21 protein-coding genes are annotated in these 20,601 nt (G+C 71.6%); 15 read left to right on the top strand and 6 right to left on the bottom strand.

The annotated features are described in order from the left end of the window. Positions 1–10 precede the first annotated feature (10 nt). Entirely contained in the window at positions 11–2,512 is a 2,502-nt protein-coding gene (locus tag ORG17_RS06025; protein WP_214526441.1) for a glycoside hydrolase family 31 protein, read from the top strand. Between the two features lie 69 nt (positions 2,513–2,581). On the opposite strand, the gene ORG17_RS06030 is transcribed toward ORG17_RS06025, so the two are convergent. The 4 genes from ORG17_RS06030 to ORG17_RS06045 are packed head-to-tail and all read right to left on the bottom strand — an operon-like array spanning position 2,582 to position 5,887. Continuing rightward, on the bottom strand, positions 2,582–3,628 hold the full coding sequence (locus tag ORG17_RS06030; protein WP_214526440.1) for a LacI family DNA-binding transcriptional regulator: 1,047 nt from the start codon (positions 3,626–3,628) through the stop codon (positions 2,582–2,584). 54 nt (positions 3,629–3,682) lie between these two features. Next, complete coding sequence (locus ORG17_RS06035) at positions 3,683–4,396, bottom strand: GAF and ANTAR domain-containing protein (RefSeq protein WP_071405801.1); 714 nt, start codon at positions 4,394–4,396, stop codon at positions 3,683–3,685. After that, positions 4,393–5,106 carry a GAF and ANTAR domain-containing protein gene (locus tag ORG17_RS06040; RefSeq protein WP_214526439.1) on the bottom strand — a complete coding sequence of 238 codons (714 nt, stop codon included), beginning with the start codon at positions 5,104–5,106 and terminating at the stop codon, positions 4,393–4,395. Before ORG17_RS06040 ends, ORG17_RS06035 begins: the two co-directional genes overlap by 4 nt. Beyond that, positions 5,099–5,887, bottom strand: coding sequence for a helix-turn-helix transcriptional regulator (locus tag ORG17_RS06045; protein WP_071246782.1), 789 nt, complete (start codon positions 5,885–5,887; stop codon positions 5,099–5,101). The genes ORG17_RS06040 and ORG17_RS06045 overlap by 8 nt, the downstream gene beginning before the upstream one ends. 185 nt (positions 5,888–6,072) lie before the next feature. Between ORG17_RS06045 and ORG17_RS06050 the strand changes: the two genes are divergently transcribed. The 4 genes from ORG17_RS06050 (at position 6,073) to ORG17_RS06065 (ending at position 8,909) form a co-directional block, all read left to right on the top strand. Continuing rightward, on the top strand, positions 6,073–6,405 hold the full coding sequence (locus ORG17_RS06050) for a hypothetical protein (protein ID WP_111057382.1): 333 nt from the start codon (positions 6,073–6,075) through the stop codon (positions 6,403–6,405). Continuing rightward, positions 6,399–7,439, top strand: coding sequence for an AraC family transcriptional regulator (locus ORG17_RS06055; RefSeq protein WP_214526438.1), 1,041 nt, complete (start codon positions 6,399–6,401; stop codon positions 7,437–7,439). Before ORG17_RS06050 ends, ORG17_RS06055 begins: the two co-directional genes overlap by 7 nt. 134 nt (positions 7,440–7,573) lie before the next feature. Next, on the top strand, positions 7,574–8,683 hold the full coding sequence (locus tag ORG17_RS06060; RefSeq protein WP_111235189.1) for a fatty acid desaturase family protein: 1,110 nt from the start codon (positions 7,574–7,576) through the stop codon (positions 8,681–8,683). Between the two features lie 4 nt (positions 8,684–8,687). Further along, positions 8,688–8,909, top strand: coding sequence for a cold-shock protein (locus ORG17_RS06065; RefSeq protein WP_307858961.1), 222 nt, complete (start codon positions 8,688–8,690; stop codon positions 8,907–8,909). A gap of 595 nt (positions 8,910–9,504) precedes the next feature. Here the strand turns inward: ORG17_RS06065 and ORG17_RS06070 are convergent. Next, positions 9,505–10,185, bottom strand: a complete 681-nt coding sequence (locus ORG17_RS06070; RefSeq protein WP_214526437.1) for a hypothetical protein — start codon at positions 10,183–10,185, stop codon at positions 9,505–9,507. 198 nt (positions 10,186–10,383) lie between these two features. Between ORG17_RS06070 and ORG17_RS06075 the strand changes: the two genes are divergently transcribed. The 9 genes from ORG17_RS06075 (at position 10,384) to ORG17_RS06115 (ending at position 17,884) form a co-directional block, all read left to right on the top strand. After that, a complete protein-coding gene (locus ORG17_RS06075) occupies positions 10,384–10,899 on the top strand; it encodes a GNAT family N-acetyltransferase (RefSeq protein ID WP_071246381.1) in 516 nt (171 codons plus the stop codon). Next, positions 10,896–11,567: an HAD-IA family hydrolase gene (locus ORG17_RS06080; protein WP_214526436.1), complete on the top strand. Its 672-nt coding sequence runs from the start codon at positions 10,896–10,898 to the stop codon at positions 11,565–11,567. The genes ORG17_RS06075 and ORG17_RS06080 overlap by 4 nt, the downstream gene beginning before the upstream one ends. Positions 11,568–11,596: 29 nt before the next feature. Beyond that, entirely contained in the window at positions 11,597–13,357 is a 1,761-nt protein-coding gene (locus ORG17_RS06085; RefSeq protein ID WP_214526435.1) for an AMP-binding protein, read from the top strand. A 12-nt stretch (positions 13,358–13,369) separates the two neighbouring features. Next, positions 13,370–13,909: a GNAT family N-acetyltransferase gene (locus ORG17_RS06090; RefSeq protein WP_214526434.1), complete on the top strand. Its 540-nt coding sequence runs from the start codon at positions 13,370–13,372 to the stop codon at positions 13,907–13,909. A gap of 31 nt (positions 13,910–13,940) precedes the next feature. Continuing rightward, positions 13,941–14,801 carry a hypothetical protein gene (locus ORG17_RS06095; RefSeq protein ID WP_214526433.1) on the top strand — a complete coding sequence of 287 codons (861 nt, stop codon included), beginning with the start codon at positions 13,941–13,943 and terminating at the stop codon, positions 14,799–14,801. 49 nt (positions 14,802–14,850) lie between these two features. Then, a complete protein-coding gene (locus ORG17_RS06100; RefSeq protein ID WP_250892187.1) occupies positions 14,851–15,336 on the top strand; it encodes a luciferase domain-containing protein in 486 nt (161 codons plus the stop codon). A gap of 171 nt (positions 15,337–15,507) precedes the next feature. After that, positions 15,508–16,440 (top strand): ABC transporter ATP-binding protein, encoded by a 933-nt coding sequence (locus ORG17_RS06105; RefSeq protein ID WP_214526432.1) that lies wholly within the window; start codon positions 15,508–15,510, stop codon positions 16,438–16,440. Next, complete coding sequence (locus ORG17_RS06110; protein WP_214526431.1) at positions 16,437–17,300, top strand: ABC transporter permease; 864 nt, start codon at positions 16,437–16,439, stop codon at positions 17,298–17,300. The genes ORG17_RS06105 and ORG17_RS06110 overlap by 4 nt, the downstream gene beginning before the upstream one ends. Before the next feature lie 95 nt (positions 17,301–17,395). Further along, positions 17,396–17,884, top strand: coding sequence for a hypothetical protein (locus tag ORG17_RS06115; RefSeq protein WP_214526430.1), 489 nt, complete (start codon positions 17,396–17,398; stop codon positions 17,882–17,884). An 8-nt stretch (positions 17,885–17,892) separates the two neighbouring features. Here the strand turns inward: ORG17_RS06115 and ORG17_RS06120 are convergent, their stop codons facing one another. Beyond that, positions 17,893–18,498, bottom strand: a complete 606-nt coding sequence (locus ORG17_RS06120; RefSeq protein ID WP_214526429.1) for a dihydrofolate reductase family protein — start codon at positions 18,496–18,498, stop codon at positions 17,893–17,895. Positions 18,499–18,602: 104 nt separating this feature from the next. On the opposite strand from ORG17_RS06120, the gene ORG17_RS06125 reads away from it, so the two are divergent. After that, positions 18,603–20,546, top strand: a complete 1,944-nt coding sequence (locus ORG17_RS06125) for a family 43 glycosylhydrolase (RefSeq protein WP_214526428.1) — start codon at positions 18,603–18,605, stop codon at positions 20,544–20,546. The last annotated feature ends 55 nt before the right edge of the window (positions 20,547–20,601 follow it).

Consider the following 20,601-nt stretch of genomic DNA (forward strand, 5'->3'; position numbering starts at 1 on the left):
GAGGCACCACGTGAGCAGCAGCACCACCGGCAGCAGCACCACCGGCACCACCGGGGCGGTCCTCCCCACCATCCGTCCGTTCCCGGGTTCGGACCCGGTCGCCGACCCCGCAGCCGTCGTCACCGGCGACCACTGGCGCATCACCGTGCTCGACGCCGGGGCCTTCCGCATCGAGTGGAGCGACGACGGCGGGTTCGAGGACCGCGCATCGACCTTCGCGATGCGCCGCCGCCTGCCCGTGCCGGCGTTCACCGTGGAGCGGACGGCCGTCGCCGACGGCACCGGCACCGCCGCAGGCGTCGTCGTCACCACGGACCGCGCCCGCCTGCGCTACGACGGCCGCCCGTTCAGCCCGAGCGGCCTGGTCGTCGAGACCACCGGCCCGGACGCCAACCGCTGGCGCTGGGGGCAGGAGCCGCGCGACCTCGGCGGCACCGGCCGCACCCTCGACGACGTCGACGGCCGGATGCCGCTCGAACCGGGGATCCTGGCCCGCGACGGCATCACCGCGCTCGACGACAGCGAGTCGTTCCTGTTCGCCGACGACGGCTGGATCGGCACGCGGGTCCCCGGGCGCCGCGACGTCACGGTCTTCGCGTACGGCCGCGACTACGACGCTGCGCTCCGCACGTACCACGCCGTCTCCGGGCCGCCGTCACGGATGCCGCGGTGGGCACTCGGCAACTGGTGGAGCCGGTACCACCCGTACAGCGACACCTCGTACCTCGAGCTGCTGGACCGCTTCGCCGACGAACACCTGCCGTTCTCGGTCGCCGTCATCGACATGGACTGGCACCGGGTGGACTCCGTCCCGCCGCGCTTCGGCAACGGCTGGACGGGGTACTCGTGGGAGCCGTCGCTGTTCCCGGACCCGCGGGCGTTCCTCGCCGAACTGCACCGCCGGGGGATGCGCACGACGCTGAACCTGCACCCGGCCGACGGCGTCCGGGCGTTCGAGGACGCCTACCCCGCGGTGGCCCGGGCGATGGGCGTCGACCCGGAGACCGAGCAGCCGATCCCGTTCGACCCGACCGACCGGCGGTTCCTGCAGGCCTACTTCGAACAGCTGCACCGCCCGCTCGAGGAGCAGGGCGTCGACTTCTGGTGGATCGACTGGCAGCAGGGTCGTGAGACCGGGCTGCCCGGGGTCGACCCGCTGTGGCTGCTCAACCACTTCCACCTGCTCGACTCGGCGCGGCACGCGGCATCGGGTGACGCCGACGCAAGGCCTGACGACGGCGCGGACACGGCTCCAGACGACGAAGGAACAGCAGCCCCCGTCGACGGCATGACCTTCTCGCGCTACGCCGGCCCCGGCAGCCACCGGTACGCCGTCGGGTTCTCCGGCGATGCCGTCGTGTCGTGGGCGTCCCTGGCGTTCCAGCCCGAGTTCACCGCCACCGCCGCGAACATCGGCTACCCCTGGTGGAGCCATGACATCGGCGGCCACACCCGCGGCGTCCGCGACGACGAGCTCGCCACCCGCTGGGTGCAGTTCGGGGTGTTCTCACCGATCATGCGCCTGCACTCCGCGAACAACCCGTTCATCCGCAAGGAGCCGTGGGTGTTCCCCGCTGAGGCCCGCGCCGCGATGGGCGAGGCACTCCGCTTCCGTCACCGCCTGGTGCCGTACCTGCACACCATGAACCACGGCACCGCCGAGGGCACCGCGCTGGTCCGGCCGATGTACCACCTGGAGCCGCGCCGCGACGAGGCGTACCGGGTGCCGAACACCTACGCGTTCGGTTCGGAGCTGCTCGTCGCCCCGATCGTGACGCCGCGCGACCCGGTGAGCCGGCACGGGGTCGCCCGGGCCTGGCTGCCGCCGGGCACCTGGACCGACGTCTTCACCGGCACGGTGTACGCGGGCGACCGGTTCGTGGACCTGCACCGCACGCTCGACACGGTGCCGGTCCTGCTGCGCGCCGGTGGGATCCTGCCGCTCGCGGCGGCCGACCAGCTCGACGCCACCGTCAACCCGACGGCGTTCGAGGTCCTCGTCGCGCCGGGTGCGCCCGGCGAGTTCACCCTGGTCGAGGACCACGAGGGCGAGGGCAGCCGCACCGCCCGGACCCGCCTGACCTGGGACCCAGCGCACGCCGAGTTCCGGGTGCACGCCACCACCGGGGCCCTCGACGTCGTTCCCGCCCACCGCGACTGGCGGGTCACGTTCCTCGCCGCGCCGGCCGACGGGCAGCCGACGTCGGCACGTGCGGCCGACCGGTTCTCGGTCGACCTGTCCGTCGACTCGGCGTCGGGCGGATCGGTCACGCTGGTCGGCGCTCCGATCGTCGGTGTCGACGCTCGGGAGGCCGTGCGGTGGGTCCTCGAGGGCGCGCAGGCCGGCAACCCGGAGAAGCTCGAGGCGTGGGAGGTCGTGGCGAAGGACCTGCCGCGTGCGGACCGCATCGTCGAGCTCGGCACCGTCGGGCTGCCCGACGCCCTGCGGGACGTCGTCGTCGAGCTGCTCGGCAGCGTGCACCCGGGGGAGTCGGCTCCCGCAGGCCGCTGACGGCAGTCGACGGGGGAAAGGCGGACGGGAGGCGCGTGGCCGCACCGCCACGGGCCTCCCGTCCGCCGTTCACGCGCGCTGGTGCGCCGCCCGGTCGGACGTGCCGTCCGCGTACGGCGCGCTCTCGCCGACGAGCAGGCGGTGGCCGACCGTGACCAACCGGCCGGGCACGTCGGAGCCGTCCATCCGCTCGACCAGCAGGTCGAGCGCGGTGTCGGCGAGGGCAACCGTGTCGGGCGCGACGGAGGTCAGGCTCGGCACCAGGCTCGACCCGAGTCCGACCGCGTCCCACCCGACGACGGCGACGTCGCCGGGGGCGTCCAGGCCGCGCAGGCGCATCGCCCGGAGCGCCCCGAGCGCGGCCAGGTCGTCGCGGCAGAGCACACCGTCGACGCGGAGTCCGGCGTCGAGCGCGGCGCCGAAGGCGACCTCGGCGCCGGCGGCGTCGCCGACCTCGCGGGGGACCAGCAACGCGTCGTCGAGCGGCAGGCCCGCGGCGACGAGTCCGGCGCGGTAGCCGTCCAGACGCAGTCCGGACGTGCGCGACGACGGGCCGGTCTCGTGCCCGAAGAACCCGATGCGGCGGCAGCCGAGCGCCACCAGGTGCGCGACGGCCTCGGTGGCGGCCCCGGCGTTGTCGATCACGACCTGGTCGGCGTGCGGGGGCCGGACGTCCTCGCCGAGGAACACCACGGCGGTGTCCCCGCGGATCCGGTCGATGGCCTCGGGTGTGAGCACCTGCGGGTGGATCACGACCCCGTCGACCACACCGGCCTCGCGTCCCCGCACCGCTGAGCGTTCACCGTCGGGGTCGCCGCCGGTCTCCTCGAGCAGGAGCTGGTAGCCGCGGTCAGCGCACACCCGCGAGAACACGTGGGCCAGTTCGGCGAAGTACGGACGCCGCAGGTCGGGGAACGCGAAGGCGAGCATGTTCGAGCGTCCGGTCGCCAGGGACCGGCCCGAGACGTTCGGGCGGTAGCCCAGCTCGTCGATGGCGGCCTGCACCCGGCTGCGCATCGGGTCGCTGACGTGCTGGTAGCCGCGGACGACGTTGGACACGGTCTTCATCGAGACGCCGGCGTGCGCGGCGACGTCCTGCAGCGTGACCTTGCCCATCCGCTCACCGTAGCGGGCGGAGGGTCACCGGACCCGGCGGACCGGCCGGGGTCGTCAGGGGACGAGTCGGCGCTGCACGATCGCGCGGGCGACCTCGGAGAGCGGCTCGTGGTGCTCGAGCGCGTACCCACGGATCACCGCGAAGGCGTCCTCGATGGAGACACCGCGCAGGTACGACACGACGCCCTTGGCCTGCTCGATGACCTCGCGTGACCCGATGGTCCGCTGCAGCTGCGCGCGGACGACCTCGTGCTCGCGCAGGGAACGTTCGTGCAGGATGCCGATCGTCGCCACGTCCGCCAGGGCGCGGGCGACGCGCAGGTCCGACTCCGCGAGCGCACCGACGCCGGCCCCGAACAGGTTGAGCGTGCCGATGACGTTGCTCCCCAGCCGGAGCGGGACGGCGTGCACGGACCGGAACCCGAGCGCGAGCGCACCCGTGCGGAACATCGCCCACTCCGCCGGGGCGACCTCGATGTCCGGGCACGTCACGACCCGTCCGGTCGCGAACGAGGTCATGCAGGGGCCGGCCTCGGCGTCGAGCTGCAGGACCTCGACGAGCCGGGTCGCCTCGGAGGTGGAGGCCACGACCTCGAGCTCCTGGTCGTCGTTCGCCAGGAGGATGCCCGCGGCGTCGATGCCGAGCACGTCGGCGCAGGTCTCGACCAGGGTCTGCAGCAGTTCCACGACGTCGTAGGCGTCCACCAGGGTGTCGGCGAGCGACGTGAACGTCTCCAGGATCCGGGCTTCTCGGCCTGCCGTCGTCACTGGACCTCCTCGATCAGGTCGCCTCGCTTCTCGAACCGGACCGTGCCGTCGAGGATCTCCTCCGCCACCCGCCGCATCGTCGTCCGACGCGCGAAGGCGTGGCCCTGCAACAGCAGGTAGGCGTCCTCGGGGCTGATGTCGAGCTGCGCGAGCACGACCCCGGTGGCCTGGTGCACCACGCGCCGCGACGACGGGCTCCGATCCAGCAGGGCGTCGTCCTCGTCCGCGATGGAGCGGAGCGCCCGGCGCAGGACCCGGCGGCTGACGGCCGAGGCGAGGGTCATGGCCTGCCGCACGGTGTTGTCCTCGATCGTCGCGGGCTCCGGCACGTACACGTCGACGGCGCCGAGCGGGAACGGTCCGAACGCGACCGGGAACGCGAAGACCGCCCCGACGGGTTCGCTGCGCACGGCTTCGTTGAAGGCGGGCCACGCGGCGTTCGGTCGACGGACGACGTCGGTCTCCAGGACCGGGGCATCGTTCGCCAGTGCGGTCCAGCAGGGTCCCTCGGACAGGTCGAATTGGATCTCGTCGACGCGGGTGGCGACCTCGTCCGTCGCGGACACGGTCTCGCTCGGGCACAGTTCACCGAACGTCGAGATCGAGACACCGCCCATCGGCAGCGCGAGCGCGAACGGCCGACTGAGTTCGTCGTCGGCGATCTCTGCCGACCGGAGCGCACGGAGTGCACGCTCGAATGCGTCATCCATGGGCGCCTTCCCTGCCGTCTCTCGATCCTACGCGCTGGTCGGTGTCGGACGATCCGGACGGCGCAGGCACGTTCGGCGGTGGGCCGGCGCGCCAGGCCGGCAGCTCTGCGGGCGGGTACGACCCCTGCTCGTCCTGCACCCGGAGCATCGCATCGAGGGCGACGAGGCTCACGCCCGGGGTCTCACGCACCACCGTCCGCACCGCGTTGCCGAGCAGGAACGCCATCAGGTCCTCGCTGCCCCCATCCGGTCGGTAATCACGCCACGGCCCGGCCCCCGCGCGTTGCAGGGCACCGGCGAGCACCGCCTTCGCGTCGTCGACGTCGACCTCGCAGTCGAGCACCAGGCGGAAGCGTCGCTGGCTCCGGTCCGACAGGCTCGGTGCGCCGTCCTCGTCGTCCTCAGGCACGAAGGAGCGCAGCGCCGACGACGGCGCGATGCCGTACGCCGCGCGGAACGCCGCGGCCATCCGGCCCGCGTTGCTGAACTGCCAGCGCTCGGCGATCTCCGCGATGGTCCGCCGGTCCGGCGCACCGGACGCCGCCTGCAGGTCACGACGGACCCCCTCGAGGCGCACGGCGCGCAGGAAGGTTCCCGGAGACTGCCCGATCTCGGCCTGGAACCGCTTCTGCAGGCTCCGCGGCGACAGCTGCACGGCCGCGGCGACGTCGGCGACGGTGATGTGGGTCGCCGCCTGCTCGTGGACGAACCGCATCGCATCCCGGACCGCACGCGAGAGTCGGGGCGGGCCGTCCTGGGTCGCGCTGCTCCCGTCGCTCATGTGCCGACCGTACGGGACCCGCCGATGGCGCGCTCCCAGGGCTCCGATCGAGGCCGCGGATGATCCACCTTGCGCGGTACGAAGTCAACCCCTGACATGACCGGAATCGTCCTGTCGATACTGAAAGTGTCTCGTGCACCGCCGTCGAAATCGGTGCGCCACATCGAACCGACAGGGAGGGCGCGATGGGACACCGCCAGGGATCCACGACCGTGATGACCGAGGCTGCCGTCTGGCAGCAGGTCGTCCACACCGATCGGATCCGTGCGCTCGCCGCGACGGACCCGACGGACATCCGTGTCCAGCCGGTCGACGCCGGGTGCTGGCGGGTCGTCGACGCCGCGGCCGCCTGGGGGGACCCGGACATGCTCCTCGGCTTCATCGAGCGCACGGTGGACGGTTTCGACTGCACGCTCATGGCGGCGCTGCACGAGCACGACCGGCGAGCGAGCCTGCAGGACGCCCGCGCCTGGTTCGAACACCGCTGCGGACAGCACGTCGACGAGGCACCGTGCTGACCGCGGTCCACGGGACCGACGCCGCCCGGACCGTCACCGCGAGGATCGACGCGCAGCGACGCCGCACCGAACGATCCGGTACCGACCGGGCCTTCGCCGCACGCGTGCTCGCCCAGGCCGGGCACGGCCGTGACGTGCGGTTCGACGTCGAGGACGACGCCTTCCGGCTGCCGTTCCGGTTCCGCTACCGGACCCGACGGGACGGTTGCGTGAGCCTCGTCACGGCATCGGCGACCTCCGGCTTCTCCGGGGTCTTCGAGCCCATCGACCGCATCGTCGTCGGGTGGTCGAGCACCGGCGGTGTCCGCATCGCCGTCGAGGACGGCGTCGTGCTCGAGACCCGCCCGGGCACGCCCGTCCTGATGCCGACGTCCGGCGAGTTCTCGGTGCGCGCTCCGAAGGGCACGCTGCAGCTCGTGAGCATCGACCGGTCGCTCCTCGACCAGGTGCGCTCGTCGCTGGGAGCAGCGTCCGAACTGCCGACGCGGGGTGCCGAGCCCGCCGTCGCGGCCCTCGAACACCTCCGCCGGTGCGTCGAGCAGGTGGCCGTCACCGCGACACGCGACGGGTTCACCTCCGGCGCCCGGACCGGTGCGCAGGTCGCGCTGGTCGAGGCCGTGCTCGGAGCCTTCGGGGTGCGGACGCCCGCGGTCCTCCGCCGTGCTGTGACGCCGTCGACGGTCGAGCTCGCCGAGGCCTACCTCGAAGGACACTGCGAGCGGACGTTGTGCCTGGCCGACATCTGCGATGCCGTGGGTGTGAGCCCGCGGACCCTGCAGACGGCCTTCATGCGGGAACACGGCGTCTCACCGATGACGTTCCTGCTACGGATGCGGCTCGACCGGGTGCACGCGGTGCTGGAATCCGGCAGCCGGCACGAGACCAGTGTGAGCGAGGCCGCGATGGCCTGGGGCTTCCGGCACCTCGGGCGGTTCTCGGGGACGTACTTCCGCCGGTTCGGGGAGTACCCGGGGCAGACGTTGCGTGCATCGTCCGGTCGGTGCGCGGACGGTCCGGAGCGCCACGCGGGCTGAGTTCGTGCACTACGCAACGTGTTCTGGACACCACGGTGAACACGCAAGTTCGGCCCCTAGGGTCGCCGCAAGCGCAATCGCGTGAACTCCCTCGAACCGGTTGAAGGACCGATCCGTACCGGAAGGCGGTCCACATGACCACCACTCCGCTCGCTCCGGGTTACACCCGCACTCGTCCCGCTACGGGGGCCCGCAAGGGCACCTCGACCTACTCCGCGCTCCTGGCGCAGGTGAAGGAGAACGGCCTCCTGCGCCGTCGTACCGGTTTCTACTGGGCACTCTTCGGCGCACTCGTCGGCAGCCTCGCCCTCGCCTGGGTCGCGTTCGCGTTCCTCGGAGACTCGTGGTTCCAGCTCATCGTGGCCGGCGCGCTGGGCGTGCTCTTCACACAGTTCGCGTTCCTGTCGCACGAGGCTGCGCACCGTCAGGTGTTCGAGTCCCAGAAGTGGAACGACCGCGCGGGCCGCTGGCTCGGCACGTTCCTCGTGGGCCTGAGCTACTCGTGGTGGATGAACAAGCACACCCGCCACCACGGCAACCCCAACACCGTCGGCAAGGACCCGGACATCGCCCCCGACGGCATCCGGTTCCTGCCCGAGGACGCCGCCGCCGTCAAGGGCGGCGCGATGAAGACCTTCATGCGCTTCCAGGGGTGGCTCTTCTTCCCCCTCCTCACGCTCGAGGGCCTGAACCTGCACCGCTACGCCGTGATGTCGATCGTCACCGGCAACGGCACCAAGGCCGACAAGAAGCACCGCCTCATCGAGGGCGCCCTGCTCGTGGCGCGTTTCGCGATCTACCTGACGGTCGTGTTCTGGTTCCTGCCGTTCGGGATGGCGTGTGCGTTCCTCGGGGTGCAGCTGGCCGTGTTCGGCGTGATGATGGGTGCTTCGTTCGCCCCGAACCACAAGGGCATGCCGACCATCGCGCACGACGCGAAGGTCGACTTCTTCTCCCGTCAGGTGCGCACCTCGCGCAACATCCGTGGCGGCTGGTGGGTGTCGTTCCTGATGGGTGGGCTGAACTACCAGGTCGAGCACCACCTGTTCCCGTCGATGCCGCGTCCGGCGCTGAAGCAGGCCCGCCTGCTCGTCCGTGACCACTGCGACACCCTGGACGTGCCCTACACCGAGACCACGCTGCTGCGTTCGTACGGGATCGTCGTCCGGTACCTCAACCGCGTCGGTCTCGCCGCCCGCGACCCCTTCGCGTGCCCCATGGTCGCGCAGCTGCGCATCCACTGACGCCGTGCTGACCGCCATGCCGACGGGCACCGTCAAGTGGTTCGACCACAGCAAGGGGTTCGGCTTCATCCACCCCGACGACGGGTCCCAGGACCTGTTCGCGCACTTCTCCAGCATCGTCGCGGCGACCGGCTCCCCGCCGCTCGCCCAGGACGACCACGTGCAGTACGAGATCGGGCCCGGCAAGAAGGGCCCGCAGGCGGACAACATCTCGATCATCCGCTGATCGGCACCACCACGAGCAACGCCCCGACCGGTCCGGTCGGGGCGTTGCTCGTTGCGCGAGTGGCCGCGGCCGACCGAGTCTCGCCCTGCCGGACGGACGGCAGCTCCCGGTGCCCGCAACGTGACCGCGGAACCGAGTCTCGGCAGCGGCGCCCGCGCCCGCCCCCGCCTGCGGGCTGGGCTGTGTTTCGCGCTGAGCGACAGTTCTCGCGAACGTGAGCGCGTGGGGTGTCGCCCAGCCCGTGACGACGGCGGCCGCCGGCCCGGCGCGCGACGAGACGGACGGGAGGCCCGGTGCCAGCTGGCACCGGGCCTCCCGTCCGCCTGCGCGCCCGTTCTTTCCCATCGCAAGCGCGTTGGTTCGCAAGAACGGGCGTACCTGGTCGAAAGAACTCACCAGGTACGCCCGGTTCCACCAGGCACGCCCGGTTCTGCCAGGTACGCCCGGTTCTGCCAGGTACGCCCGGTTCTGCCAGGTACGCCCGGTTCTGCCAGGTACGCCCGGTTCCACCAGGCGCACGACGCTCGGCGCGCAACGCAAGTCGGCCCGGACCGCGCTGCTGCGTGGTCCGGGCCGACTGTGGTGGTGCGGGGTGTTACTTGATCTGGGCGGTGATGGTGGCGGTGCCGACGAGCAGGCCGCGCTTGACGGCGTCGGTGCCGAAGGTCTTGTTCAGCAGGCCGGCGGCGTCTTCGGAGATGTGGACGGTGGTGCCGGTGAGGATGGCGTTGTCGCCCTCGAGCTGGAGGGGCTTGAGGGAGCCGCCGTGCAGCTCGAACAGGAACGCGTTGGCCGCGGCGACCTTGCCGTTGACGAGGACGTCGCCGTAGAGCTTGGACGAGCCCGGGTTCACGACGAAGTTCTCCAGCGTGACGGTGGTGTCGCCGGCCTTCAGGGTCAGCCCCGAGTCGTCGTGGTTCAGCAGCCCCTGCACGTACGGGCGGTAGTTGCCATCCGGGGACCAGTAGGTGACCGATCCGGCGGTGATCGGGAACGACACCGACCCGTCAGCCAGGGTCGCATCGCCGGAGACGCCGGGGGTGAGCTTCAGGGCGGTGAGGGCGTCGGTGAAGCCGGAGTCGAGCTTCACGGCGGTGGAGCCACCGAGGACCTCGGGGACCGAGGCGACGGGTGCGGGGATCTTCGACGACGACGAGGACACCGTGTGCACGTTCGGGGTCGCGGCCTGGGCGGAGGAGATCCCGAACGCGGCACCGCCGAGGACGAGGGCGCCGGTCGTGGCGAGGGTGAGGGAGGTCTTGAGGCTCTTACGCATCGTGATCAGTCCTTTGCTGTTGTCGCGCTCGGCGCGGTTGCTGTGTGCGCGCCGAACACACCCTTGGTGGGGTGGAGAACCAGCGATGTGCGGCTGGTGAGCGCTCCGGGTGTTTCCCGGTCGTTGCAGGTGATTCGGCGTCGTCCGCCAGACGGATTGGAACGAGTTCTCCGGGCCTGTCGCCCCTAGGCTCGGGTCATGCGGGGAACAACGATCCGACCGACCACGGAGGACGACTGGGAGTCCGTCCGGGCACTGCGGCTCGAGATGCTCCGGGACACCCCGAAGGCGTACGGGGAGCGGCTCGCCGACGCGGAGCGGCTGCAGGAGCGTGACTGGCGTCGACGCGGCCGCCGTGAGCACGACGTCGGCGGGACCACCCTCGCCGCGATCGACGCCGACGGCCGGTGGCTCGGGACGATGGGGGTGTTCGTGCCCGGCCCCCGAGTCGGGCCGCTCCTGGTCGGCGTCTACGTCGCACCGTCGCACCGGGGTCGCACCGCCGGTGTCGCCGATGCGCTGCTCGACGAGATCGAGGTGTGGGCGGCTGCACACGGGTCGGCACTTCGGCTGCACGTGCACGAGGGGAACACCCGTGCGCAGGCCTTCTACGCCCGACGTGGCTACGAGCCGACGGGGGCGACCGAGGCGTACGTCCTCGAACCGAGCGAACTCGAGGTCGAGATGATCCGGCAGCTGCGGGGATCGCTGTGAGCGGCGGGACGGCCGGAGCTGCCGGGCCCGCCGTGCGGTGGCTGCTGCTCGACGTGGGCGGGGTCCTCGAACTCGTCGACGACGCCGCCTGGCCCGGACGCTTCCGAGCGCGGTGGGCCGAGCGTCTCGGGATGACGACGGACGACTTCTCCGCTCGCCTCGTCGCGGCCGACCTGCCCGACGCCTCCCGTCGGACCGGCGTCGTCGACCGGTACTGGGGCGCGATCGGTACGGCGCTCGGGCTGGGGGCCGACCAGCTCGCCGTCATGCGGGCCGACTTCTGGGATGCGTACTGCGGAACCCTGAACCAGCCGTTGTACGACTTCCTCGCCGGACTCCGCGGCACGATCGGCCTCGCGATCCTGTCGAACTCGGGCGATGGTGCTCGAGAGGAAGAGGAGCGGCGCTTCCGGTTCTCGGCGGTGTTCGACCCGATCTGCTACTCCCACGAGATCGGTGTGAACAAGCCCGATGCCGACGCGTTCCGGATCACCCTCGAGCGCCTCGGGGCTGACCCGGACGAGGTGTTCTTCGTGGACGACGTGCCCGAGAACATCGAGGCCGCACGTGCGCTCGGCATCGGGGCGCACCTGCACGTCGACACCGACGAGACGATCCGGGTGCTCGGTGCGGTCGTGCGGGGGAGCGGCCGGGCGACCGGGCGCTGACGGCGGTCTTCGTGAGCATGCCGAGACGGATGCGGCATGATCGGTCCGTGCCTGATGTGAACCCGACCGCCGCGTACCGTGCCGCCCGCGACCAGCTCCTCGCCGCGGACTCTCCGGAAGCGGCACGCGCCGGGTTCCGCTGGCCGGACGTCGGCGACACGTTCAACTGGGCGACCGACTGGTTCGACGTCATCGCGACCGACAACAACCGCACCGCGCTCTGGATCGTCGAGGAGGACGGTCGTGAGCAGCGGCTCAGCTACGCCGACCTGGCCGCACGGTCCGATCGGCTCGCCGCGCGCCTGCACGGCTTCGGCGTGCAGCAGGGCGACCACGTCCTCGTCATGCTCGGCAACCAGCTCGAGCTCTGGGAGACGATGCTCGCCGTGATCAAGCTCGGTGCGGTCATCCTGCCGACCTCGACGATGCTCGACACCGCCGACCTGCAGGACCGTGTCGACCGGGGCTCGGTGGCGCACGTCGTCACGAACCGGAGCGAGACGCACAAGTACGACGACGTCCGCGGGTCCTTCACGCGCATCGTGATCGGCGGTCCCGCTGACGGGTGGACGGAGTACCCGAGCGACCTGGGCGAGCCCGCTCCCGCCGACGAGGTCCGTCCCCACGTCGTCACCCGCACGACCGACCCGTGCCTGGTCTACTTCACGTCCGGCACGACGTCGAAGCCGAAGATGGTCGTGCACACCCAGACGACGTACCCGGTCGGACACCTCAGCACGATGTACTGGCTCGGCGTCCGGCCCGGCGACGTGCACCTGACCATCAGCTCGCCCGGGTGGGGCAAGCACGCCTGGAGCTGCTTCTTCGCGCCGTGGATCGCCGAGGCCACCGTGTTCATCCACAACACCGCGCGCTTCGACCCGGCTGCACTCCTCGCGCAGCTCGAGCGGGCCGAGGTCAACACGTTCTGCGCGCCGCCGACCGCGTGGCGGATGATGCTGCAGTCCGACCTCGGCGTGAAGCCGCGGGCGCTCCGCGAGCTCATCTCGGCCGGCGAGCCGCTCAACCCCGAGGTCATCGGTCGGGTCGAAGCGGCGTGGGGGCTCACCATCCGCGACGGCTACGGGCAGACCGAGACGACGGCGATCATCGGCAACGCACCGGGCGCCGCCGTGACGCCCGGCGCGATGGGAAAGCCGCTCCCCGGTGTGACCGTGACGCTGCTCGACCCCGTGTCCGGTGAACCGGGCGACGAGGGCGAGGTCTGCCTCGACCTCACCGAGCGGCCCGTCAACCTGATGGCCGAGTACCTCGGCGATCCCGACCGCACGGCCTCGTCGATGCGCGACGGCTTCTTCCACACCGGCGACATCGCCGTCCGCGACGCCGACGGTGAGCTGACCTTCATCGGCCGCACGGACGACGTGTTCAAGTCCTCGGACTACAAGGTGTCGCCGTTCGAGGTGGAGAGCGCGCTGCTGGAGCACCCGGCCGTGGCCGAGAGCGCGGTCGTCCCGGCCCCCGACGACGCCCGTCTCAACATCGTCAAGGCGTACGTCACGTTGGCCACCGGATGGGAGGCGTCGGCCGACACCGCCAGGCAGGTCCTGGAGTACGCACGCACGGCTCTCCCCGCCTACGCGCGCGTCCGCCGCGTCGAGTTCGCGGAGCTCCCGAAGACCATCTCGGGCAAGATCCGCCGCGTGGAGCTCCGGGAGCGCGAGGAGCAGTCGGTGAGCAACGGCACGCGCGCCGAGGGGGAGTGGCGCGACGACGAGTTCCCCGGCCTCCGAGCACCCCGCCCGCAGGCCGGGCCCGCTGCCGGCTGACGGAGATCACCCATGGTCGTCGTGCTGCGCCCGTGGTCGCTCGACGATGCGGCTGCGCTCGTCGCCGCCAGCCGGTCGGACCCGGACCTCGCGACGCAGTTCCCGGACGTCGGGCTCGGCGACGATGAACAGGCCCGCGCGCACATCAGGGGCGCCCTGCGGTTCGACGAGCAGGCGAAGAACTGGGCGGTCGTGGAGGACGGAGTCGCGGTCGGCAACGTCGGACTCGCGGCGATCGAGTTCCGGCACGCCACGGCGTGGGCGCACTACTGGTTGGCGGCCGGTGCTCGCGGCCGTGGGCTCGCCGCTCGTGCGTTGACGAGTGTGTCGACCTGGGGCTTCGATGCCGGGCTCTTCCGCCTCGAACTCGGACACCGCTCGAACAACCCCGCGTCGTGTCGAGTCGCCACGATCGCCGGGTTCCGCGCGGAGGGCGTCGAACGGCAGAAGCTCCGGTACGGCTCGGAGCGGTTCGACGTGGAGACGCACGCCCGGCTGGCGACCGATCCGGTGCCGGACCTGTCCGGTTTCGCGGTCCGGACGACGTCCTGACGGCTGCCCCGGTCAGTCCTAGGCTCGACACGTGGAACTGATCGAGGACGCCTCGCGCGGCGACTGGTTGCTGGCCCGGGCCGGCTCGTTCGCCTCGTTCGGCGGCGTCGCGGGCACCGGGTTCGAGGCGTACGCCCGGATCCTGCACCCGCTCCGAGCGGACCGCGAGGACCGGACGACCGTGGACGAGTACGACGAGCACCCGGTCCTCGAGTCGACCGAGTGGCGCTGGGCCGACGTCGCCGAGCGCACCCGTCGGACGATCGACCCGCTCGTGTCGTGGCAGACGCTCAGCGGTCGGGACGACGAGTCTGACCTGCCCTTCGACGACGGCTGGGTCGTCCATCCACCCGAAGAGGGCTGGTACGAGCCGAGGCAACTCGCCGCGCTCACCGAGCTCCTCGCCAAGGCGACGTCGACCCCGGACGACCTGGTCGGGGCGATCTGGGACGGATGGGGGGACCTGAACGGGACGTCGACGTTGGGCTTCGGGTGGCAGGGGAGCGGCGAGCCGACGGCGGCCGAGCGCGTTGAGATGCAGGCGCACATCGACCGGGGGCAGGCGCAGCACCGGCGGGAGCAGGCCGCGCTCCAGGAGTCGCTCGCGGGTCCGCGCTTCCTGTGGCCGGCCCGCGAGTGCTCCCTGCTCTCCATGTCCCTGCCGCAGCTCAGCGACCCGTCCTGGACGGACGACGCCCGCGTGGGCACGTACGTCGGCTTCGGGCACACCCCGCAGATGCTCTGGCCCGAGGGGCACGAGTGGGTGCTCGCCACCGAGATCGACTGGGACTCGACGATCGTCGCCGGGTCGCGGTCGCTCGTCGACGCGATCCTCGCCGATGCCCGGTTCGAGGCGTACGAGGTCGACGCGGACGCTTCCCCGTCCTCGTGAGGGCCCGAACATCAGCGATGCAGCCCGGCCGAGACGGTATCGTCGAGTAATGATCAGGTCCATCCGCCGCGGCGAACGGCCCGCCGTGTCCGACGCCGGTCCCCAGCGTCAGCTCACCGACCGCGCGACGCCGGAACTGTGGGGAGCGCTCGTCGGGAGTGCCGTCGCGCTGCCCGGCGTCGAAGAGGGGCACAGCCAGGTGTCGCCGGCGTCGTCACGCGCGTTGTTCCTGCGCGATCAGCTCGACCACGTCGTCCCGTGGACGTCACTGGCGCCGGACGGACGACTCGAGCCCGTGCACCTGCACGGCGTCGAGGACACCTCGGTCCACCTCTGCCTCCCGGTCGCACGGGGAGCCGAACTGACCGAGCTCGGCTGGGCGATCCCGCACCAGTACGAGGACCACGGGACCGAGTTCATGGTCTACGGCCCGCGCAACGTCGAGGAACTCGCGGTCGTGCTGTCGATCATCGAGGAGAGCCTCGCGTTCGCTCGCGACCCTGGCGACGAACGCCCGGCGCACCACCCCGCCTGATCACTTCGCGTCCAGCGACACCTCACGGCCGGCCGCGCGCGTGAACTGTCGCCCAGCGCGAAAACCCGCCCGCACCCGCACCCGCGCCACCCCCGCGTCACCCTGTGGGAGCACACATCTCCCCCCAACGGCGGACGCGGCGACGCCGAGCGCTCCCGTAGCGTCGAGGCCGTGATCGAAGTCAGCCATCTCACCAAACAGTACGGTCCGAAGACCGCCGTGGACGACGTCTCCTTCGTCGTGCGTCCCGGCAGTGTGACCGGCTTCCTCGGGCCCAACGGCGCCGGGAAGTCCACCACGATGCGCATGATCATGGGGCTCGACCGGCCCACGTCGGGCAGTGCCACCGTGAACGGCCAGCCCTACACGAGCTTCCGCGACCCGCTCCGGCAGGTCGGCGCCCTGCTCGAGGCGAAGGCCGTGCACTCGGGGCGCAGCGCCTACAACCACCTGCTCTCCCTCGCGGCGACCCACGGCATCCCGAAGTCCCGCGTGCACGAGGTCATCGACATGACCGGCCTCGACTCCGTCGCGAAGAAGCGCGTCGGCGGGTTCTCGCTCGGCATGGGGCAGCGCCTGGGAATCGCTGCCGCACTGCTCGGTGACCCGAAGACCCTGATCCTCGACGAGCCCGTGAACGGCCTCGACCCCGACGGCGTGCTCTGGGTGCGTCAGCTCGCCCGCCGCATGGCCGCCGACGGCCGCACGGTGTTCCTCTCCAGCCACCTGATGAGCGAGATGGCACAGACCGCCGACCGCGTGGTCGTGCTCGGCCGGGGCAAGGTCCTCGCCGACGCCCCGATCGCCGAGTTCGTCGCCGGTGGTGGCGCCGCTGCCGGCACCGATGCGGCCGTCAGCCGCGTCATCGTCCGCACGCCGGACCCGAACGCCCTGTTCACCGCGATCGGCCCGAACGCCGCGGTCACCCAGCGCGAGGACGGCTCGTTCCTCGTCGTCGGGCCCGACGCCCCGACGGTCGGCAACATCGCCGCGCAGGCCGGCGTCCCCCTGCACGAACTCACCCCGACCGGCGCGAGCCTGGAAGAGGCCTACATGGCCCTCACCCGCGACGACGTCGAGTACCGATCGGAGGGCACCCGATGAGCGCCACCACCTCGCCCACCACGCCGTCGACCCGGATGAGCGGCTCGACCCGCCTGTCGTTCCCGCACCTGGTGCGGAGCGAGTGGATCAAGCTGCGGAGCATCCGGTCCACGTTCTGGTGCTACGCGATCCTGGTCGTCGTCACGATCGGCATGGCCGCGCTGGTCGGTGCGAACACGAACAGTGGCGGGCAGGACCTGCCGACGGACGTCGCCAACGGCACGTTCGTCAACGCCAACACCGTCGGCGTCCTGCTCTCGTCGCTCGTCGTCGGCGTGCTCGGCGTCCTCATCATCACCGGTGAGTACGGCACGGGCCAGGTCCGCTCGACCTTCACCGCCGACCCCCGTCGCACCGGCGTGATCCTGGCGAAGGCCACCGTCCTCGCCGTCACGACGTTCGTGGTCAGCGCGGTCGCCACCTGGATCGGCGTCCTCATCTCGCTCCCGCTGCTCGCCGGCAACGGTGTCGAGCCGGAGATCGGTGACCCGTCGGTCTTCATGCCGATCCTCGGTTCGTCGGTCTTCCTGACCCTGCTGGCGCTCCTCGCTTACAGCATCGGTCTGCTCGTCCGTTCGAGCGCCGGTGGCATCGCGATCACGCTCGGCATCCTGTTGGTCCTGCCGGTGGTCCTGGGCCTGATGGCCGGGCTGATGAAGGTCGACTGGCCGATGGACATCATGTCGTTCCTGCCCGACTCGGCCGGTGGCCAGCTCTACGCCTACTCGTACGACGGCGCGAGCGCCGCCGCCACCGGCGGCGTCAAGCTGAACGGCTGGGGCGGTTTCGGCGTCCTCGCGGCCGAGGTCCTGGTCATCGGCGGCCTCGCCCTGACGCTCGCGCGCCGTCGCGACGTCTGACGCGACCACCCCACGGCCGGGAGGCGCGGTGCCAGCCGGCACCGCGCCTCCCGTCGTTCCGCGGTGCGCGTCCACCGCGTCACTAGGCTCACAGCGTGCGTTCCGTCCCCGCCCTGCTCCTGCCCGCGATCGCGGGCGTGCTGCTGCTCGCCGCCTGCTCCGGGTCGCCGCCCGTCGACGAGGCCGCGCTGTCCGCCTGGGAGAAGCGCCAGATGGCCACCCACTCGGACCGGGAACTCGGGGCGATGTACGCCGAGGAATCCGCCGGGCAGAGCGCGACGGGGAACGACGACGAGATCGACCGTGGCGTCACGATCACGTTCGCGCACCCGGAAACGGTCGACCACCTCGAGTTCTCGTGCTTCGGTGACGGGCACATGAGCGGTTCCGTCACGGTCGTCTCCGGGAGCACGTCGCGGAACGACATCACCGAGTCGATGCCCTGCGGCGACGGAGCGCAACGCATCGACTTGCGGCGGACCTGGCGTGCCGACGTCGACAGCATCTCCTTCAACGGGTTCGACAGCGACCGCGACAGCGCCTGGAACGTCCGCGTGATCGGCGCAGAGCCCGTCGAGGACTGACCGAGCGCTCAGGACCGCCGGACGTCGTACCGGTGCAGGGTGACGCCGTTGTCGTAGCGCTGCTGCTCGAGCAGGTCGAGCTGCACGAGCGGGCGGTGCCCCGAGCGCGGCGGATCGAACAGCGGCCGACCGGCGCCGAGCACCGACGGGTGTGTGAAGAGCATGACCTCGTCGAGCAGCGCGGCATCGAGCAGCTGACTCGCGATGCTCGGTCCGCCCACTCCGATGTCGCCGTCGCCGGAGGCACGGATCGCGGCCAGCTCGGTGATCGCGTCGCCGTCGCCACCGATGACCCGGGTGTCGTGGTCGGCGGTGGTCCGGGTGCGGGACACCAGGACCTTCGGCTGCGCGGTCCAGATCTCGCCGTACTCGCGCAGGTACTGCGGCATCGACTCGTCGTGCCGGGCGTCGGGCCAGAACGGGTCCATCATGTCGCGCACCACCCGGCCCTCGACGGACAGGGTCATCGCGGCGGCGCGGGCGTTGAACTCGCGGTGCAGCGGTTCGTCGATCCGGATCCAGTCGGGTCCGTCCAGGCCGTCGTGCTCGCCGGGGGCCCGTTCGACGAACCCGTCGACGGAGACGTTGATCCAGTAGACGAACCTCGCGGGCATGGCATGACTCCTTCGTCGAGCCGAGCGTACGCTCGCGCACGTCGCCCGTCGACACCCGCAGTCCCTCCAACAGCACCTCCCTCAACGACGAGAGCAGGTCAGGCATGCGCCGATCGTCCACCGCACTCCTCGCCGTCGTGACGTTCCTCGGCGTCGCGACCACGGGCCTCCAGGCTGCACCAGCGGATGCGTCCGCGGTGCCGGGCGGAACCATCCGGGCGACCACCACCACGACCGTGGCGTCGAGCGCCGCCAGCCGGCACGGCCGCACGGCACCCAACCACCAGAACCCGGTCGCGCTCAGCCTGCCCGACGGGCAGACGGCCGCGAGCTGCGCGGACCCGACCGTGATCCACGGAGCCGGACGCGACCGCAACTGGTACCTCTACTGCACCACCGACGCGCTCACCGCGACGGAGCAGAACCCGGACGGGTCACTCGTGCAGCACGCCGTCCCCACGTACCGGTCGACCGACCTGACCCACTGGACGTACGTGAACGACGCGTTCCCGACGAAGCCCGCCTGGGTGGGCGACGCGAACGGGATCTGGGCGCCGGACGTCGTGTACCGCGCCGGAGACCGTGGTCGGGCCGGCACCTGGTACCTGTACTACGCGGCGTCGGACACCCCGTCGGCGACGGGGCCGAGCGGCGGCGGCTCCGCGGTCGGGGTGGCGACGAGCTCGAGCCCGACGGGGCCGTGGAAGGACTCCGGCGGACCGGTCGTGGCACCGCAGACCGCGCCGAACGGCGACGGCGCGCGGTGGGCCTTCGACCCCGAGGTCATCACCGACGGCGGCACGACCTACCTGTACTTCGGCAGCTACTTCGGCGGCGTGAACGTCCGGCGGCTCAGCGCGGACGGCCTGCGCTCCGACCCGTCGACCGAGCGGCAGATCGCGATCGACAACCGCTACGAGGGCGCGTACCTGATGCGGCACGGCGGCTGGTGGTACTTCATGGGCTCCGCCACGAACTGCTGCAACGGCGCCCTGACCGGCTACGGCGTCTTCGTCGCCCGGTCACGGAGCCCGCTCGGGCCGTTCACGGACCGCGACGGTGTGGCGATCACGAGCACCCGGGTCGGCGGCACGCCCCTGCTCGCGCAGAACGGCAACCGGTGGGTCGGTACCGGTCACAACACCGTGGTCACCGACTTCGCCGGCCAGGACTGGGTCATCTACCACGCGGCCGACCGCACCGACCCGTACTACGCGGGGCAGCCGACCTACACGAAGCGGCCGGCGCTGATCGACCCGCTCGACTGGCAGGGCGGCTGGCCGGTCGTCCGCGGTGGTGCCGGGCCGTCCGACACGGTGCAGCCGGGGCCGGTCGCGCAGCCCGGGCAACGGCCGACGTACCGGGCATCCATCGCCCCGCTCGACGTGCCGGGTCGGACGATCCGCGGGCTGTCGACCTCCTTCGACGGTGCCGCGCTGCCCGGGGAGGAGCCCGGAGCGCTGCCCGCCGCGCTCACGTGGACGCGTGCGCCCGACCCGTCCACCTGGACCGTCGCCGACGGCACGTTCCGCTGGCAGACGCAGGACGCCGACATCCACCCGCCGGCGACGCCGCTCGCGTCGGTGTTGTCCGAACCGGCGCCCCGTGGGGACTACGTGCTCCAGACCACGGTCGGGGTGGACACCCCGGCCACCGGCGACGGGCTGAACTACGTGCAGGGCGGCCTGATCGTCTGGGGTGACGACGGCAACTACGTCCGGCTCACCTCGAACTCGATCTTCAACACGCGCCAGACCGAGTTCGGCAAGCAGGTGTCCGGGCAACCGGCCGGGGCGCCGAGCTACGGCAACATGGTCGTCGGTCCGGTCGGGGACACCACCACGCTCCGGATCGTCCACCGCGAGTTCCGGGGCGAGGACCGGTACACGGCGTACACCAGCCTGGACGGGCGGCACTTCGTCCGGGGCGGGACCTGGACGGCGGACCTCGGCAGTGCACCCCGAGTCGGGCTCATCTCGCTCGGAGGCTCCGGCTTCACCAGCACCTTCGAGGACCTCCGCGTGAGCACGGTCGCGACGCGTCGCTGACGGCGTGGGTGCGCAAAACACCGGTGTTCGCAGGCTGAACCGCGGTCTGCGCGTG

This window comes from Curtobacterium flaccumfaciens pv. betae (assembly GCF_026241855.1).
Taxonomy (GTDB): Bacteria; Actinomycetota; Actinomycetes; order Actinomycetales; family Microbacteriaceae; genus Curtobacterium; species Curtobacterium flaccumfaciens.